This is a genomic window from Cutibacterium sp. (genome assembly GCF_030525615.1).
Classification (GTDB): Bacteria; Actinomycetota; Actinomycetes; order Propionibacteriales; family Propionibacteriaceae; genus Cutibacterium.
Genome location: NZ_JAUNEJ010000007.1, coordinates 12,816 through 28,239, shown reverse-complemented (window position 1 = coordinate 28,239; position 15,424 = coordinate 12,816). Strand labels below are relative to the sequence as shown.

Below are 15,424 nucleotides of genomic sequence, written 5' to 3'. Positions count from 1 at the left end.
TAATCGGCATTCTTTCGACGACAACTGTTGTCGGAGGTGGTGCATGATGACACCCAAACCGTTGTCGGCAGAACTAACGACCCCTCGCGGAGCAGCTTTGCGTGGGCGTCGTGGCGGCAGACCCGCGTTCGGAGCGTGGGGCGAGGACATTGCCGCCGAATACCTGGAATCCCTCGGGTGGACGATCATCGCCCGTAATTGGGCGTGCGATGTGGGAGAGATTGACCTCATCGCGCACGATGACCAGACGGTCGTCATCGTCGAGGTCAAGACCCGCTCAGGCACCGGGTTCGGTGATCCGTTGGAATCCATCACAAAGACGAAGGTCCGCAAGCTCAACGAACTTGCCTTGGCCTGGTTGGTCAACCAGGAAGACCCGGTTCACTCAATACGCATTGACGCCATCGGGGTGATGGCGCGGCCAGGTGAACAACCGACGATCACGCATGTGAGAGGTATCCGGTGACCGGGGCAAGCGCTTGGTCCGTCGCCTTGGTGGGGATGGAAGGCTCCATGGTCGAGGTCGAGGCGGCTATCTCGTCGGGATTGCCACGCACAGTACTCGTCGGCCTGCCCGATACCGCTCTTCATGAGGCGAGAGATCGGTGTCGAGCCGCTGTTGGCGCCACCGGGATGTCTTGGCCGAGCAATGTTCTCACCATCAATCTGACACCAGCCGGATTACCGAAGGCCGGAACTCACTTTGATTTGGCGATTGCGACCGCAACCCTCGCCGCCGATGGCAAAATCCCTCAGACCTTGCTCACCTCGACGGTTCTGCTGGGAGAACTGGGGCTAGACGGACGGGTCCGTCCGGTACGTGGAGTGCTTCCTGCTCTGTTGGCGGCCCGGGAAGCAGGTTTTGAGCGGGCCGTGGTGCCAGCACGTCAGCGCAGTGAGGCAAGCCTCGTTGAAGGTCTGACGATCTGGCCGGTCCATCATCTGCGTGATGTCATCGAAGTCTTGCACGGTCGTCCTGTGTTGCTAGCCGATGAGCCGGAGACCCAGACGGCTGACACAGATCCAACACTGGGGGATATGGCGGAGGTCATCGGCCAACAGGAAGCACGCCGAGCTCTCGAGGTTGCGGCAGCTGGACGCCATCACATCGTGCTTCGGGGAGCACCAGGGTGCGGAAAATCAATGCTGGCACGACGCCTGCCCGGGATTCTTCCTCGTCTCGATCACCGCGACGCTCTTGAGGTGACTGCGTTGCACTCGCTGGCAGGCCGAGGGGGCGGGCACCTCATAACCAGGCCACCGCTGGCCCAGCCGCACCACTCGGTGTCGATGGCGGCCATGGTCGGTGGGGGAGCACGGATAGCGCAGCCTGGTGCCATCTCTCTGGCCCACCGAGGTGTCCTCTTCCTTGACGAGGCCCCTGAGTTTGCTCCCAAGGTTCTCGATTCGCTGCGCGGGCCTTTGGAGACAGGAGAAATTGTCATCGGTCGATCTCAAGCCCATACGACCTTCCCAGCGCGATTCCAGCTCGTGATGGCACTCAACCCATGCCCATGCGGAATGGCTGACGATCCATCCGGGCGCTGCACGTGTACTCCTCAGCAGGTTCGGCGCTATTCGGGTCGGTTATCCGGACCCATCCTTGACCGGGTTGATGTCACCGTACGTATGCGTCCACTGACCTCGGCTCATCTGCTCGACGCCTCGACGCTGCCAGCGGGAGAGTCCAGTGCCGTCGTGCACGACAGAGTAGCTGAAGCCCGGCTGCGGGCAGCGCGCCGCTGGCAGGGAATGCCGTGGAGATGCAATGCGGAGGTGCCCGGGAAGGTGTTGCGCGAGATGCTGCCGGCCAACGACGCCACCCGCATTATCGAGGATGCCTTGACTACTGGTCGGCTGACAGCACGCGGAGTGGACAAGGTACTGCGACTTGCATGGACGGTCGCGGATATAGAAGGCAAGGACGAGGTAGACAAGGCCTGTGTCGCCGAAGCCTTGGGGATGAGACGAGGACGACTGCGATGACATGGGATGACGAGAGGGTGGCACGTGCGGCTCTGACCGCTGTTGTTGAGCCAGGGGATACCGCCATGGCCGGGCGGCTGAAGGACTTGACAGCACAAGACCTGTGGTACCACCTGCTGGCTGATACCGACGAGAGGTGGCATGAGCGTGCCACCAAGACCGATGTCGACCAGATGATTGCGCGGGCGGAGAAAGCCACGCTGAGATTCCTCATTCCAACAGACGAGGAATGGCCGCTCCGGCTCCACGACCTGTCGTGGATAGAGAGATCAGGACTGGGCGGAGCACCCATCGGCTTGTGGGTTCGCGGCCCGGCACGTCTCCAAGAAGCATCAGAACGGTCGGTTGCCATCGTCGGATGTCGCGCCGCTACCAGCTACGGCCAGGATGTTGCCATGGAGATGGCTCATCACCTTGCCCGTGGACACCGTGACGGAACCGGACGCCATGTCATCGTCTCGGGCGGCGCATTTGGGATTGACGTCGCGGCACATCGTGGCGCATTGTCGGCCAACGAGACCACGATCGGTGTCCTGGCATGTGGGCTGGACGTCTTATACCCCAAGGGCAACGTCCCGGTACTGGAACGCATTGCGCAAACCGGTGCTTTGGTTTCGGAAATATCTCCAGGACGACACCCGACGCGTCCGGGATTCCTGGCCAGAAACCGTCTGATTGCCGCGCTGACAACGGGTACGGTCATTGTTGAAGCCGGATGGCGATCGGGGGCGATCAACACCGTCTCATGGGCGCATGAGCTAGGCCGCGTCGTCATGGCGGTTCCCGGACCGGTAACGTCAAGCCGATCGACCGGGACAAACAAGCTCATTCGCGACGGTGAAGCTATTTTGGTCCGCGATGCCGAGGATGTCCGCGGGATCGTGGGAGAACTCGCTCCTGAACCTGAAAGACCTGATGGCCATAGCCTTCCCACCGATGTGCTGGATGCGACTGAGCTCGCTGTTCACGAGGCGCTCCCCGCCCATGGATCATCTGGGCTCGACGAGTTGTCAGCCTCGGCAGGGGTGCCGGTGGCTCAGTGCTCTGCTGCCTTGACAGTCCTCGAGCAGTTGGGGTTGGCGGCGTGTTGCCTGGACGGCACCTGGTCGGTCTCGATAGCTGGGGACGGCAGGCGAGGCTGACGGGTTTCCAGGTCTACTAGGAATCGTTTGATGACGGGACCTCCCAGGTAGCCACCGAGTCCGCCGTCACTGCGCAAGACCCGATGGCATGGAATAACAATGGGCAGTGGATTCGTGGCGCAGGCGTTCCCGACGGCCCGGGCAGCCCGGGGATGCCCGATGAGGGCAGCCAGATCGCGGTAACTGATGGTCTGAGCGTAGGGAATTGAAAGCAGACCGTTGAGGACGAGCCTCCTGAAGGGTGTCACCGTAGACAGATCAAGAGGGAGGTCGAAAGCTGCCCGGGAGCGGGAAAAGTATTCGCTGATCTGGCGCGCCGTAGCGTCGAGGATGGCCTCACACATATCGTGTTGTTCGGACGGTTCAGGGATTCCCAGAGGTGTCGGCGCTGTGGGGAACGAGACTTGCAGCAGCCCGTTGGGAGTCGCGGTAAGCGTCAGCTCTCCGATCGGGGTATCGAGGTGACGGATCGCCATGAGGGCATGATAAAGGGCCGGGCACCATATGTGCCCGGCCCCCTATATCCGTCAGTCCTTCAGCTTGTCAGCAGCAGCCTGGACGCTGTTCTTGAGGTCAGCTGCCTTGTCTTTGATACCCTCGACGACCTGGTCCACCTTGCCGCTAGCCTTCTGGCCGGCACCCTCCGCCTGGAGATCGGCGTTATCGGTTGCGTCACCGGCCTTCTCCTTGGCAGCACCGATGAGTTCGTCGCTCTTACCCTTGATCTTGTCACTGAGGCCCACGAGTGGCTCCTTTCGTCAGTTTCGGGACCGCTTATCAGCCCGTAGTTAACCGTATATTACCGGGTAACCCAAGTTTCACCAGTTTTCTGTGGTGTAAGAGTGATCTGAGCTTTCGATACGCTTGGTGCGACTCTCGAAATAGTCTGATGTAAGCCTATGAACTCGAACGAGTAGAGGTTCAGCCGTAGATCGGACTCAGCGGTTGTGAGAATTAATCCAGTCGACGGTCGTCTTGATGACCTGGTCCTTGGTTGGCTCGTTGAAGATCTCGTGCATGAGGCCATGCCACTGGATGATCTTCTTGTCCTTCGAGTTAATGGCGTTGTACCAGTTCACATCGAAGTAGCTGGGGACGAGACCATCGTTCTCGCCATGCATGATGAGGGTTGGGGTGTCAAACTCATGAGCATTCATGATGTTGTAAGCCTCACCGACACCAAGCTGCTCGACCAATCCGAGCCGGATGTAGTGGTTGTACAGCGGGTCACTCTGCCAATGGTCGGTGCGGACATCGGGATCGGAGCACAAACCGTAAGGCGGGTAGGCAGGAAGGATGATTTCATCAGACAGCGGGCCTGAGGGCATCCGGATACTCTTGGGATTCTTGACGATAGCCTTGGCAAGACGACCATTGAACGCCGTCAGATCAGACATCGGGAGCACCTGGCTGATCTGAGGTAGGGCATGGCGGGCAAAGAAGTTGAGGTTGTCAGGTGTCACGGTGGTGACGCCCTCGGTGTTCGGTCCGTCAACGCTGGCGAAAGTGCCCCCTCCGGAGGAGATAATGCCATCGACAGTTCCCGGATACATGATTCCGTAGGACTGGACGGCGATACCGCCCATCGAGTGGCCAAGGAGGAAGACCTTCTTGTCGGCGTTTTCGCTATGGGCGGTTTGAACCACCTGGTGAATGTCGGACTCAATGTTCCACCAGTCATCGAATTGGCCGCGCGGGATCGTGTTGTTGACGTACGGGGCGGCACTACGGCCGTGACCTCGGTTGTCGAAACGGTAGACGCTGTAGCCGGCCTTGGTGAGACTCTTGGCCAGATACTCATAGTTGGAGGAATTCTCCAGCAGGCCGTGGACGAGAACGACGGCACCTTTGGCATGAGGGACGATGTCCTTGCGATAGAAGAGCTTGGTCCCAAGCTTGTCAGTGGTCTTGAAGTAGCCGGTCTCCTTTTGCACCTGGTCGGTTGCCGGAGCGGTCGCCGCAGGCTGGGAACCACTTTCAGGGGCGGCCAGGGCCGGCGTCGTCATGGTTATGCCGGTCACCGCCATGGTGCCAGCAATCGTCAGCGCGCCGAGTTTGCGTGGTAATGACATCAGGTTGCTCCTCTGCGTCGTATGTGCCCGTCTCATCGCTGAGTGACGGTCACTTCTGATGCCCAGGACGATATGAGCCGAGGGTTCGCATTCCCGGGCTGAACGGCAGAGTTGATCTTTCGTGCATAGGTCCCAGGGTGGGTGTGAGGCATTTGCTCAGTCCTACCAAAAAATGGCCCGATATGAGACCATCAGGTGTATTAACGCGTGTTCTGTATTCTTGGTGATTGGGTGCGCGAAACACGGGTTTGGGTGTCTTTAGCGGGTCTTGGTTGTGGACATATGGCCGTGGTGAGCAGGTGATTCGGGGGTATTCGGCCGGTCCTGGTGACGCTACGAAACCTTGTAAAGTGCGCTGTCAAAACCGCAGTGCCGAACCGTAGAATCCAGCAAGCCAAGTATATTTAACTTGGTTCAAGTTGAAACGGCTCACAATGGCCTCATGCCACTCGTTTTCTTCCTAAAGGTAGCCGTCGTTGAGTGGTTGTCAAATCAAGACGTGTGAAAGTGCCTATTTAGGATGTTCATCTCGTGGGGTCTTACTGGTGTCTCCATCATCGTGAGGTGTGACCTTGTCGGCTCGTCGACGCCGCTCGTGGCAGGTGACATGGCAGGCTCGCATCGATCAGGCGACGTCGTCTCCAACCGTCTCTCAGAGTGACAAAAACCAAACATCATATCAGTATGGTTCGTTTGTCTTGAAGCCACCCCCACTAAATTGAGTGCTGACTCCCGAGGGCGACGCACCAACAAAACAGAATTACAACGACGTGATTCGGATATTAATTATATTTATTACCCTGCTTGAGAGCTCCAAAGGACCGGATGTTAGCGTATCCCTCGTATCCGTACTTTCCACTTCTTGAGGAATCATGTCTGCATCTAACAGAATTGCCGCACTCGCAGCGGCAGGGATCACCCTGATCGCGTCTACTACCGCGTACGGAGTAGAGGCTGCCGGACCCGGCCCTTCTCACGCTTCCGGTCCTGTCGAGACTGACGTGGAAGGCAGCGCTGATCCGATTGCCTCCGCTGAACAAGGCGTAGCGGATGCCGAAGAAGATCTCGCCGAAGCGCAGGAAGCCGAAGCCCAGGTCACCGAAGAAACCGAAGAAGCTGTAACGGCATACGAAGACGCAGCCGAAAAGGCGGCGGTTGCCGAGACTGAAGCCAAAGAGACCGCAAAGGCTGCCGAAGACGCGCTCGCGCAGAAAAAGGCTGACGCCGCCGATGACGACGCTGCCGCTAAAGTTATCGTGGAGGAAGCTACGGCTGCGGTAACGCAGGCTGCCGAAAAGAAGACGGCTGCTGACGCGGCGGTGACTGCGGCGCAGGAGAAGAACGATAAGGCCGCTGATGAGTTAGCTGAGGCTCAAAAAGCGGCACCGGATGCGCAGGAGCTAGCGGCTGCGGAGCAGGAGGCGGACAAGGCTTCAGCGGCAGCTGACGATGCCGCACAAAAAGCTGAGAATGCAGCTGCTGATCTTTCCAAAGCCAAGGCGGAAGCTCAAGAAGCAGCAGAAGCTGCCAAGACCGCAGCCAACGAAAAAGCTGCAGCTGATGAAGCGCTGGCCGCTGCGACAGCGGATGTTGCTGAGAAACAGCAGGAGCTTGACAAGGCTGAGGCCAATCTCGATGCCGTCAAGGCAAGTATCGATGACGACGGTGCCTTGACAGACGCTGAGGCGGCGGTGAAGGCTGCTGAAGCAGATCTGGCTGACGCACAGGCAAAAACAAGCCGCAGCAGATGAGGCGGCTGAGGATCTGCAGGCCAAGCAAGATACCCTCAAGGAAGCTCAGGCCAAGGCTGATACTGCAGCTAAGAATCTCGCGGATGCCCAGCAGGCCGCGACTGCAGCGCAGGAAGCTGCTGATGCCGCAGAGGAAGCTGCCAAGAAAGCACAGCAGGCGGCAGAGGCTGCCAAGAACGATGCCGATGAAGCCGCTGCTGCGCTCGCTGAAGCTGAGAAGGCCAAATCTGAAGCCAATGACGCTGTTACTGGTGCTCAAAACGCTCTGACGGCAGCGCAACAAGATCAACGGAACGCCGCAGCTGCCCTCGAAGCCGCAGAAGCAGATGCGGAAGCATCCAAGGCTGAGGCTCAGGCGCAGTGGGATAAAGGTTCTGTTGGATTCTTTGAACATAATGGTTCTACGGATGCGCTAGCCGTATTTAAGACGCCCAAAAAAGCCAGTGACGGTTCTTCTTATTTGGATGCGACTAATAATGCCGGGGAAGAGGATTCTCGGTCTATGGATAATATGAAGAACTCGATAGACCAAATAGCCAAGGTTATCGAGAAAAGGAAGAGTGACGGCGGTATCGACGGAGCTGAGCTATCCACTCCCAAAGTGAGTGATTATGCCATGGCAGTCGCTCAAGCTAACGCAAACTGGTCGGCATATAAAATTGACCACGCCGGTGTTTATAATCCGCCGTTCGAAAATCTTGCGTGGGGACCAAGCGACCAAGCGTCTTCAGCTCTCGCCAGCTGGTGGGATCTGGAAAAGCAAGCCTTCGACGACTTGCGAAGCCAAGGACTAACAACGCGATCCCAGATCGATGAGTACCTGAGAAGTCACAATTATGTCGTGCGTGGTCAGCGTATAACTTCGGTTGGCCACTATACGAACCTCGTAGATGACTTGATGTGGGGTGAATTTGACTCAGGTGATTCGCAGGGGATTGGGTACGCCACTCGTCGTGGCGAATATGGATATGTGCAGTCGCTGCAGCTCACCCCGCAGATCAAGGGTGACGAGCAGGATTACGATACCTACAAGAGAAACTTTGAAACGTATTACAATGCGTTGAAAGATGCGCTCGAGAACGGCACCGGTGAGGCAAAGGAAAACTACCAGAAAGCTCTTCAGGCGAAAGCTGACGCTGATGAGGCAGTATCCGATGCCCAGAAGGCCGTAGAGGCTGCTCAGGCTCAAGTTCAAGCTGCCGAACAGACGCTCGCCCAGGCGCAGAAAGCCAAGATTGCCGCTGATTCTGCAGCTGAGCAGACTGCCGATACCGCGAAGCAGAAGCAAACCGCCGTTGGCAGCGCGAAGGAAGCAGCGAAAGCTCAAGCCGCGTCGGTGAAAGCTGCTCAAAGTGCTAAAGAGGTTGCGGACCAGGCGGTGACTAAAGCGCAGAATCAGGTCAATACTGCGCAATCAGCCAGCGACGCCGCACAGAAAGCGTTAGCTGCAGCCTCCTCAACCACTGCCGAAAAGCAGAACGCAGTAGATAAAGCTCAAGCCGCTTACGACGCGGTGCTAGCGACGAAAGCGGACGCTCAGAAAGCTCTGCACGATGCGCAAGCTGCATTGGCTGAAGCCCAAGAAGCGGCCGACAGCGCTGTTGAAGCCCAAACTGCTGCACAGAAGGTGGTCGACGAAGCCAGCACCAAGGTGACCGAAACGACTGCTGCAAAGACCAAGGCCGATGCTGCCGTGGACAATGCGGAAGTGGCCAACGCCAAGGCGGATGGCAATGCGAAGGCCGCTCAGGCTGCCTCAGACGCAGCTGCCGCTAAGCTCGCTCCACTGGCATCGGCTCAACAAGCTTTCGAGACTGCTCAAGCCAGGGCCGATGAGGCTGCCAAGGCCCTCAGCGATGCGCAAGCAGCAGCTAAGAAGGCCGCTGCGGAGCTGAGAGAGGCGGAAGCTGCGCAGCAGGATGCGGTCCAGAAGGCCACTGCGGCGGCGAAGGCTTTGGCCGCAGTAGACGCTTTGCCCACGCTGGAGCAATATCTTGCCGACCCGAGTCTTGCCGATACCTTGCCAGAGGATCTTCAAGGCGCATATGCGGCAGCGGCTGAGGCCGCCAATGCCGCCGAGGACGCCCGGTTGGCAGCGAATGAAAAGCGAAGCGCATATGACGCCGCCTTGGCGGCTCGGAGCGCGGCTCACGAGGCAGTAGTCGCGGCTGAGCAGGAATTGGCAAATGCAAAGGTGATGCTAGCTGTGCTGAAGCATGAGCAAGCGATCGCCAAGCATGGCGCGCCCCAGACGGCCCCTAATGGCCAGCAGATAGCTCCCCGGCGCGCTGCGCAAGAATCGTCGGGTAAGGGCGGTGCTGTGAACGTGGCTCCGCGTCATGCGGCTCAGCCCAAGGCACTTCCCAGAACTGGCGTCTGAGCTAGCCGTATTGGCCCGGGACGCTCTTATATTGAGCGGCCCGGGCATTTTCGTTTTGCGAGGTTGGAGGGCCGACGTTTCTTGGTTTCCCGGGGGTTCCACCATTGTCGGTTTCACTCGTGTGGTCGCCTCGATGACAGCGATCGGGGTTCGTGGTCACAGGAGCGATCGTCAGCAGCGCGACGATTCGCGAACGGCCAGTCATAACGTGGGCGAAAGCCCAGCTACGTGACGTGTGGAAATCCTGTGGGTTTTGGCCCGCGTGTTGTCTGCCGCACTCCGCGTCTATGAACACTGAAGCTGAAAAACCCTGCCTGATTCGTGCGGTGAATCGGGGATGTGTTGTGTCCGAGAGAGGACTTGAACCTCCACAGCCTTAATCGGCCACTAGCACCTCAAGCTAGCGCGTCTACCTATTCCGCCACCCGGACTCGGGTCACCGGCTCCTCGCTCGCGCGACGTACCGGACACTCACGGAACTGTAGTGGAACTTTGCAGCGCAATGCAAGTTGACGTCCACCGGGGGTCCCTGGTGAAAGAGCGAACCTTTCGAGGTGACAGAATCACGACATGCCAGACCTCATCAGCATGTCTCTTGACGAGCTCATCGACGGGCCGGATAGCCCGCAGGCCGAGGTGGTTGAACTCTGCTCGCACATGATCCAGATTGATTCGCAGGGCTTTGGCCCACACGATGCCCGTGGCGAGGTCGAGATGTGCCGCTACGTCACTGAGCAGCTGGATGAGATCGAAGTGGACGTCTCTGGAGGCACCGACGCGAAGGGGTTTGCCGTCCTTCCGGACGGTCGACGTATCACTTGTTATGGCTGTACTCCGCTGCGGCTTCCCACAGACTTTGACTTCATCAGCATGTTCCACGGTGTCGATGGGAGGGTCCCAATGGCCTCTCTCGTTTTCGGCACCACAGTTATCGATCACATTTTGCAGGAGGCCTGACGATGAGCGAGACAACAAACCAGCACGAAACCGCAACTCTGATCCTCGACGGTCGGGAGTACTCCTTGCCGATTATTACCGGCACCACCGGTGACCGGGTCATCGACATCTCGAAACTTCGTCAGATGACTGGCGGAGTGACGACCTTCGATCCAGCGTTCGCCAACACCGCGTCGTGTCGATCGGCCATTTCCTGGATTGATGGTGAGCAGGGTGTGCTCACCTATCGCGGGGTCCCTATTGAAACCTTGGCTAAGGAAAAGGTTTCCTTCGTCGAGACAGCATGGCTGCTTATTTTCGGTTACTTGCCGACCGAGGCACAGCGTGACGATTTCCGGAACCGGTTGACCGAGTACTCCGCATTGCACCGGTCGATGAATCTGCATTTCAATGCTTTCCCCCCGAACGCCCATCCTATGGCGATCATGTCGTCGATGATTAATGCGATGAGCACCTATGACCGCCCGCGTATCACCGACGAGGAATCCTTTACCGACGCCGCCGCTAAGCTCATGTCGAAGGTGCGTACGATTGCGGCAGCCTCGTACAAGGCGTCAATCGGGGATCCGGCGATCTACCCTCGCTATGACCTCAAGTACGTCGAGAACTTCATGCACATGATGTTCTCCCTTCCCTACCGCGAATACGATCCGGACCCTGTAGCGGCCAGGGCCCTCAACCTCTTCCTGGTGCTTCACGCCGATCATGGCCAGAACTGTTCAACGTCGACGGTGCGGATGGTGGGGTCTTCTGGAGCCAACCTGTTCACCTCGTGTTCGGCGGGAGTCTGCGCGTTGTGGGGAGATCGTCACGGTGGTGCCAATGTCAACGCGGTGCGGGCCCTGCAGCGTATCTATGATTCTGGCCTCAGCCCGCGCCAATACTTGGCCAAGGCGAAAGACTCAGGGGAGAAGATTTCTGGTTTCGGTCATCGGGTATACCGCAACTGGGATCCCCGGGCGAAGATTTTCCGCAGCGTCGTCGGTCCGCTGCTCGACACCATGCACAAACCTGATCCGCTACTCGACGTTGCCATGGAACTCGAGGAAGCCGTCCTGGCCGACGACTACTTCATTGAGCGCCGGCTTTACCCGAATGTGGACTTCTATTCTGGAATTGTACTGAGAGCCCTTGGTATTCCGCTCAATATGTTCACTGTGATGTTTGCCATTGGGCGGATGGCCGGTTGGATTTCTCATTGGAAAGAGGTTTTCGAAGATCCGACGACTAGGATTTCAAGGCCGCGCGAGCTCTACGATGGTCCGGCTTCGACGCCGTGGGTGCCGCGCACCAATCGGTGATACTCAGTGCTGAGATCGTGTTCGGTGCTGACGAAGCGTGCTGAGGAATCGCCAGGGCTAAGACGGCGCTCCCCGTCAGGTTTCGTTGCGAGCGAGGTTCGGCCCGCCCGTGATGTCGTCGAAGGCCGAGGTGATCTCAGTAGGCAGTACAACGTCGTCAGCACCGAGCAGTTCCTCCAGCTGAGTCGTTGTCCGCGGGCCGACGAGGGCCGATGAGACGATGGGGGCGTCACGTACCCATGCCAGAGCGACCTGCGCAGTCGTCGCCCCCAGCCCACTGGCTGCCTTCGCGACGGCGTTGACAACAGCGCGGGACTTTGGCGTGAGGTAGGGCTGCACGAACCACGAGAGATGGTCAGAACCGCCGCGGGAATCTCTCGGAGTGCCGTTGCGGTAACGGCCAGCCAGTACGCCACGTCCCAAGGACGACCATGCCAGTAAGCCCATGCCATGATGTCGAGCAGAGGGCACAACTTCGATCTCAGCGCGACGGGCCAGCAGCGAGTACTCGACTTGGTTGCTCACCAGGGGAGTGCGCGCCCCGATTGCTCGCTGCCAGGTGGCAGCGGTTGCTGATTGCCAGCCAACAAAATTAGAGACGCCCACGTAGCGAGCCATGCCTGAGCGCACTGCATGGTCAAGAGCTGCACACGTTTCCTCAATGGGGGCATCTCCCCAGGCATGTACCTGCCACAGATCGACGTGGTCGGTGTGAAGACGGCGCAGGGAGCCTTCTAGATCGCGCAGCAAGGCAGTTCGTGAGGTGTCAACGACCCGTTTCTTGCCCTCGACGACGAACCCGGCCTTGGTGGCGATGACAAGGTCGTCTCTCTTGATGTCCGTGTGGATGAGCTTGCCAATGAGCTGTTCGGCGAAACCTCCGGCGTATGCGGGGGCGGTGTCGACGAGATTTCCACCGGCCTCGACGAAACGGCGCACCATGGAGCGAGCCTCACGAGAGTCAGTCTGGCCGCCCCAGGTCAGGGAGCCCAGACCAATGGCAGACACCTTGAGGCCGCTGGCCCCGACGGTTCTCATGCGCATGTGCGTCCTCCTCGTTCAAATCACCCTAACGGAGCACCCTCAAGCACACCTTGAGGCAAACTCCGGAATCGAGCGCAATACATGACGTTATGGCGCGGCTTCTGCTCATTCGACATGGACGCACGCCGGCCATTGCGAAGGGAATTCTGGTCCGCCGCTCAGATCATCTTCTTGACGAGGTAGGTATCCGCGATGTGAAAGCTCTGGCGTCTCAGCTGACTGACGTCGCCCCCGAGGTCGTCGTGACCTCTCCCGCCTCGCGAACACAGCAGACAGCGGCAATCGTGACCCAAGGCACCGGGTGGAGTTGTCCGATACCCGTTGATGACGATGTGTCCGAGTGTGACTACAGGAGGTGGGCCGGACAACCGATGGCATGGCGGTTGTCGTCAGTCACGGAGACCCGTTGCGAGTCGTCGTTGCCTGCTGCGTCGACTCTTTCATTTCGTGGCCATCAGTCCAGCCAGCGCCACTCTGCTTGCGGGTGATGAGGCAGCTTCAGAGCCTCAACCGGCGACTTGACAAGGGATCGAGTGAGGGATGGATTGATTCGACAGGGCTGGACCGGGCGCACCAAGGGTGAGGTGGCTAGGGTGGAGACATGACTCGCCGTACCTTCCGATTCGAACAGCCCGATCGGGTCGTCGTCGGCACCGTGGGTCGTCCGGGGGCGCGGGTCTTCCACCTCCAGGTTCGTCAGGGGTCGCGCCTGGTGACGGTTCGTTGCGAGAAGGCCCAGATCAGCGAGCTCGCCTTTCAGCTGGACAGAATCTTGGATGGGTTGGCTGCTCATGCCGCCGACGTCGTGGTCCCGCCGGCAGTCCAGACTCCCGATGACCTTGCCCCGTTGGATGCGCCCCTGGATGAAGAGTTCACGGTAGGCACCATGGCAATGGCCTTCGACGATTCGAGCAAGCGCATCGAAGTTGAAATGTACGCCGTCAGCGATGATGAGCTGATGATAAATGATCCGACAATGCTGTTGACGACCTTTCCGGAGGCAGCACCGGATTCCCTTGACATTTTCATGACGACGTCTCAAGCTCGCTCCTTTGTCGCCCGCTGTCATGTCGTCGAGGCGTCGGGACGCCAATACTGCCCGTACTGTTCCCAGCAAATTCTGTCGGCTAAGGGCCACCTGTGTCCCAGGTCGAATGGTTACCGTAAGCCACTGGTGTGGTGAGCACGACAAATCCCTGGGATGTGTCACAACCGCCTCATCCGCGCGGCCCATGGCGGATTGACGGTGTCGTGCCAGATTCCAGTGTGCTCTCCTGACCCGCGACGCCGATGATCGGTTGTGGGTGTACAAACCGGTAGCCCACGAGCAGCGGCGTCGCGGTTTTCCGGCCGGGACCCTCGCCGGCCGTGAAGTTGCGTTCTACCTGCTGTCTCAATTCATGGGGATTGCGCTGGTGCCATTGACCGTCTTCGTTGCGGACGGCCCGTACGGGCCTGGTTCCATGCAGTGGTGGATTGACGACGACCTGGAAAACCCGCTGGTCGTCGCGGGCGTTACGGAACGTCTGTCAGCACACTGGTATGGATTTCTGCTCGGTGTTGACGAGGACGATCAGGAGATCGGGCTTGCCCACTCTCCTCATCCTGCTCCGCAGGCCCTAGCTCTCTTTGACGCTGTTGCCAACAATGTCGACCGTAGGGGAGGTCACGTCCTCCTCGGGCCTGACCCTGATCTGGGTGGGACGTCCCACCTCTGGGCGGTGGACAACGGCTTGGCTTTTCACACTGCGCCGAAGTTGCGCACGGTGCTGTGGGGAGGGGCAAATCAGCCCCTTAGAACCCGTCGAGGAGATCACGCGCAACCAGGTTGCCAACGTGCCCAACGGCACCTTCGACGAGGTCATCACCTCGGCTGAGATCGACGCATTGGGGCAGAGATCTTCAGACCTCCTGGAGTTCGGCGCGTTCCCGGTGCCGAGCGGACTGCGCTCAGGCCTGCCATGGCCACCTCTATGACAGACGACGGCTACCAGATACCGATCTGCAAGAATGAGACGACCACCTTGCGATGGTCGGAAAGGTGAAACCGTGTCCGACGTCCTCACGTCCCTGCTCAATGCTCAGCTCGATGTGGGTTTAGGTAAACCGATCCTGTGGCGCGAAGTCGTCGGGAACGCGTTCGGGCTGGCATCGGCCCTCGGCGGTGCCCGTCGTCGCGTATGGGCATGGCCAGTGGGCATTGCCGGGAACGTCATCTTGTTCACAGTCTTCTTGGGCGGAGTGTTCCACACTCCGCAAGACCTCAACTTGTGGGGCCAGGCTGGCCGTCAGATCTTCTTTTTCGCGACCAGCGCCTATGGCTGGGTGGTGTGGGCTGCCACTCGACGCAACAACGGAGCTTCTCAGGTGGCCGTTCATCCCCGATGGGCAACACGACGGGAACGCATCCTCAGTCTGATAGCGGCTCTCGTGATGCTGATCGTCTTCTACTTCGTGCTCAAAGCCATCGGCTCGTGGGGGCCGTTGTCAGATTCCTGGATCCTCACCGGATCGATCCTTGCCACCTGGGGGATGGCACGTGGCTGGAACGAGTTCTGGTTCGCGTGGATCGCCGTAGATATCGTCGGCGTCCCGCTGTTGGCGGCTGCTCAGTACTACCCGAGTGCGTTGATGTACGTTTTTTACGGCGCTTTCTGCCTATACGGCTTTGTGACGTGGTGGCGAGTTGAACGCGCCGGTAAGGCTGCTACCTGAGCGGTCGGCTGGCCTGTTGCCACATATGGTCCGTCACGTGGGCTTATCTGTGGCAATGCTGTCGCAGTCGGTAGCC

14 protein-coding genes, 1 tRNA gene and 1 pseudogene are annotated in these 15,424 nt (G+C 59.1%); 11 read left to right on the top strand and 5 right to left on the bottom strand.

Annotated elements, in window-relative coordinates:
• The first annotated feature begins 43 nt into the window (after positions 1–43).
• From Q4B98_RS09540 to dprA, 3 genes are read left to right on the top strand one after another with little or no spacing between them, the layout of a single operon-like run.
• Positions 44–466 (top strand): YraN family protein, encoded by a 423-nt coding sequence (locus Q4B98_RS09540; protein WP_303197051.1) that lies wholly within the window; start codon positions 44–46, stop codon positions 464–466.
• Between the two features lie 35 nt (positions 467–501).
• On the top strand, positions 502–1,986 hold the full coding sequence (locus Q4B98_RS09535) for a YifB family Mg chelatase-like AAA ATPase (RefSeq protein ID WP_303197122.1): 1,485 nt from the start codon (positions 502–504) through the stop codon (positions 1,984–1,986).
• Positions 1,983–3,128: a DNA-processing protein DprA gene (gene dprA / locus Q4B98_RS09530; RefSeq protein ID WP_303197050.1), complete on the top strand. Its 1,146-nt coding sequence runs from the start codon at positions 1,983–1,985 to the stop codon at positions 3,126–3,128. Before Q4B98_RS09535 ends, dprA begins: the two co-directional genes overlap by 4 nt.
• On the opposite strand, the gene Q4B98_RS09525 is transcribed toward dprA, so the two are convergent.
• The 3 genes from Q4B98_RS09525 to Q4B98_RS09515 all read right to left on the bottom strand — a co-directional run bounded on the left by Q4B98_RS09525 (position 3,023) and on the right by Q4B98_RS09515 (position 5,200).
• Positions 3,023–3,604 (bottom strand): methylated-DNA--[protein]-cysteine S-methyltransferase, encoded by a 582-nt coding sequence (locus Q4B98_RS09525; protein ID WP_303197049.1) that lies wholly within the window; start codon positions 3,602–3,604, stop codon positions 3,023–3,025. The two genes, dprA and Q4B98_RS09525, sit on opposite strands and share 106 nt — an antisense overlap.
• Before the next feature lie 51 nt (positions 3,605–3,655).
• A complete protein-coding gene (locus Q4B98_RS09520) occupies positions 3,656–3,871 on the bottom strand; it encodes a CsbD family protein (RefSeq protein WP_303197048.1) in 216 nt (71 codons plus the stop codon).
• Between the two features lie 195 nt (positions 3,872–4,066).
• The gene (locus Q4B98_RS09515) at positions 4,067–5,200 is read right to left on the bottom strand and encodes an alpha/beta fold hydrolase (RefSeq protein WP_303197047.1); all 1,134 of its coding nucleotides are present in this window, start codon (positions 5,198–5,200) and stop codon (positions 4,067–4,069) included.
• Positions 5,201–6,072: 872 nt separating this feature from the next.
• Between Q4B98_RS09515 and Q4B98_RS09510 the strand changes: the two genes are divergently transcribed.
• Positions 6,073–6,951, top strand: coding sequence for a hypothetical protein (locus Q4B98_RS09510; RefSeq protein WP_303197046.1), 879 nt, complete (start codon positions 6,073–6,075; stop codon positions 6,949–6,951).
• A gap of 502 nt (positions 6,952–7,453) precedes the next feature.
• Positions 7,454–9,331 (top strand): hypothetical protein, encoded by a 1,878-nt coding sequence (locus Q4B98_RS09505; RefSeq protein ID WP_303197045.1) that lies wholly within the window; start codon positions 7,454–7,456, stop codon positions 9,329–9,331.
• Positions 9,332–9,676: 345 nt separating this feature from the next.
• Here Q4B98_RS09505 and Q4B98_RS09500 read toward each other — a convergent pair.
• Positions 9,677–9,762, bottom strand: a tRNA-Leu gene (locus Q4B98_RS09500).
• 337 nt (positions 9,763–10,099) lie between these two features.
• Here Q4B98_RS09500 and Q4B98_RS09495 point away from each other — a divergent pair.
• A pseudogene (locus tag Q4B98_RS09495) lies at positions 10,100–10,288 on the top strand (hypothetical protein); the annotation flags it as partial.
• 2 nt (positions 10,289–10,290) lie between these two features.
• Complete coding sequence (locus tag Q4B98_RS09490; protein WP_303197044.1) at positions 10,291–11,589, top strand: citrate synthase; 1,299 nt, start codon at positions 10,291–10,293, stop codon at positions 11,587–11,589.
• A gap of 75 nt (positions 11,590–11,664) precedes the next feature.
• On the opposite strand, the gene Q4B98_RS09485 is transcribed toward Q4B98_RS09490, so the two are convergent.
• Positions 11,665–12,633, bottom strand: coding sequence for an aldo/keto reductase (locus tag Q4B98_RS09485; RefSeq protein ID WP_303197043.1), 969 nt, complete (start codon positions 12,631–12,633; stop codon positions 11,665–11,667).
• An 89-nt stretch (positions 12,634–12,722) separates the two neighbouring features.
• On the opposite strand from Q4B98_RS09485, the gene Q4B98_RS09480 reads away from it, so the two are divergent.
• The 4 genes from Q4B98_RS09480 to pnuC all read left to right on the top strand — a co-directional run bounded on the left by Q4B98_RS09480 (position 12,723) and on the right by pnuC (position 15,348).
• A complete protein-coding gene (locus tag Q4B98_RS09480) occupies positions 12,723–13,121 on the top strand; it encodes a histidine phosphatase family protein (RefSeq protein ID WP_303197042.1) in 399 nt (132 codons plus the stop codon).
• 113 nt (positions 13,122–13,234) lie between these two features.
• Positions 13,235–13,816 (top strand): DUF3090 family protein, encoded by a 582-nt coding sequence (locus tag Q4B98_RS09475; RefSeq protein ID WP_303197040.1) that lies wholly within the window; start codon positions 13,235–13,237, stop codon positions 13,814–13,816.
• Between the two features lie 121 nt (positions 13,817–13,937).
• A complete protein-coding gene (locus Q4B98_RS09470) occupies positions 13,938–14,510 on the top strand; it encodes a hypothetical protein (RefSeq protein WP_368492345.1) in 573 nt (190 codons plus the stop codon).
• A 172-nt stretch (positions 14,511–14,682) separates the two neighbouring features.
• Positions 14,683–15,348, top strand: coding sequence for a nicotinamide riboside transporter PnuC (gene pnuC, locus Q4B98_RS09465; RefSeq protein WP_303197038.1), 666 nt, complete (start codon positions 14,683–14,685; stop codon positions 15,346–15,348).
• Positions 15,349–15,424 lie beyond the last annotated feature (76 nt).

Coding starts and splice junctions, on each gene's coding strand:
- Q4B98_RS09515 (WP_303197047.1), bottom strand. CDS start 5,200: ATGTCATTACCACGCAAACTCGGCGCGCTGACGATTGCTGGCACCATG.
- Q4B98_RS09480 (WP_303197042.1), top strand. CDS start 12,723: ATGGCGCGGCTTCTGCTCATTCGACATGGACGCACGCCGGCCATTGCG.
- dprA (WP_303197050.1), top strand. CDS start 1,983: ATGACATGGGATGACGAGAGGGTGGCACGTGCGGCTCTGACCGCTGTT.
- Q4B98_RS09510 (WP_303197046.1), top strand. CDS start 6,073: ATGTCTGCATCTAACAGAATTGCCGCACTCGCAGCGGCAGGGATCACC.
- Q4B98_RS09490 (WP_303197044.1), top strand. CDS start 10,291: ATGAGCGAGACAACAAACCAGCACGAAACCGCAACTCTGATCCTCGAC.
- Q4B98_RS09535 (WP_303197122.1), top strand. CDS start 502: ATGGAAGGCTCCATGGTCGAGGTCGAGGCGGCTATCTCGTCGGGATTG.
- Q4B98_RS09525 (WP_303197049.1), bottom strand. CDS start 3,604: ATGGCGATCCGTCACCTCGATACCCCGATCGGAGAGCTGACGCTTACC.
- Q4B98_RS09540 (WP_303197051.1), top strand. CDS start 44: ATGATGACACCCAAACCGTTGTCGGCAGAACTAACGACCCCTCGCGGA.
- Q4B98_RS09505 (WP_303197045.1), top strand. CDS start 7,454: ATGGATAATATGAAGAACTCGATAGACCAAATAGCCAAGGTTATCGAG.
- Q4B98_RS09475 (WP_303197040.1), top strand. CDS start 13,235: ATGACTCGCCGTACCTTCCGATTCGAACAGCCCGATCGGGTCGTCGTC.
- Q4B98_RS09485 (WP_303197043.1), bottom strand. CDS start 12,633: ATGCGCATGAGAACCGTCGGGGCCAGCGGCCTCAAGGTGTCTGCCATT.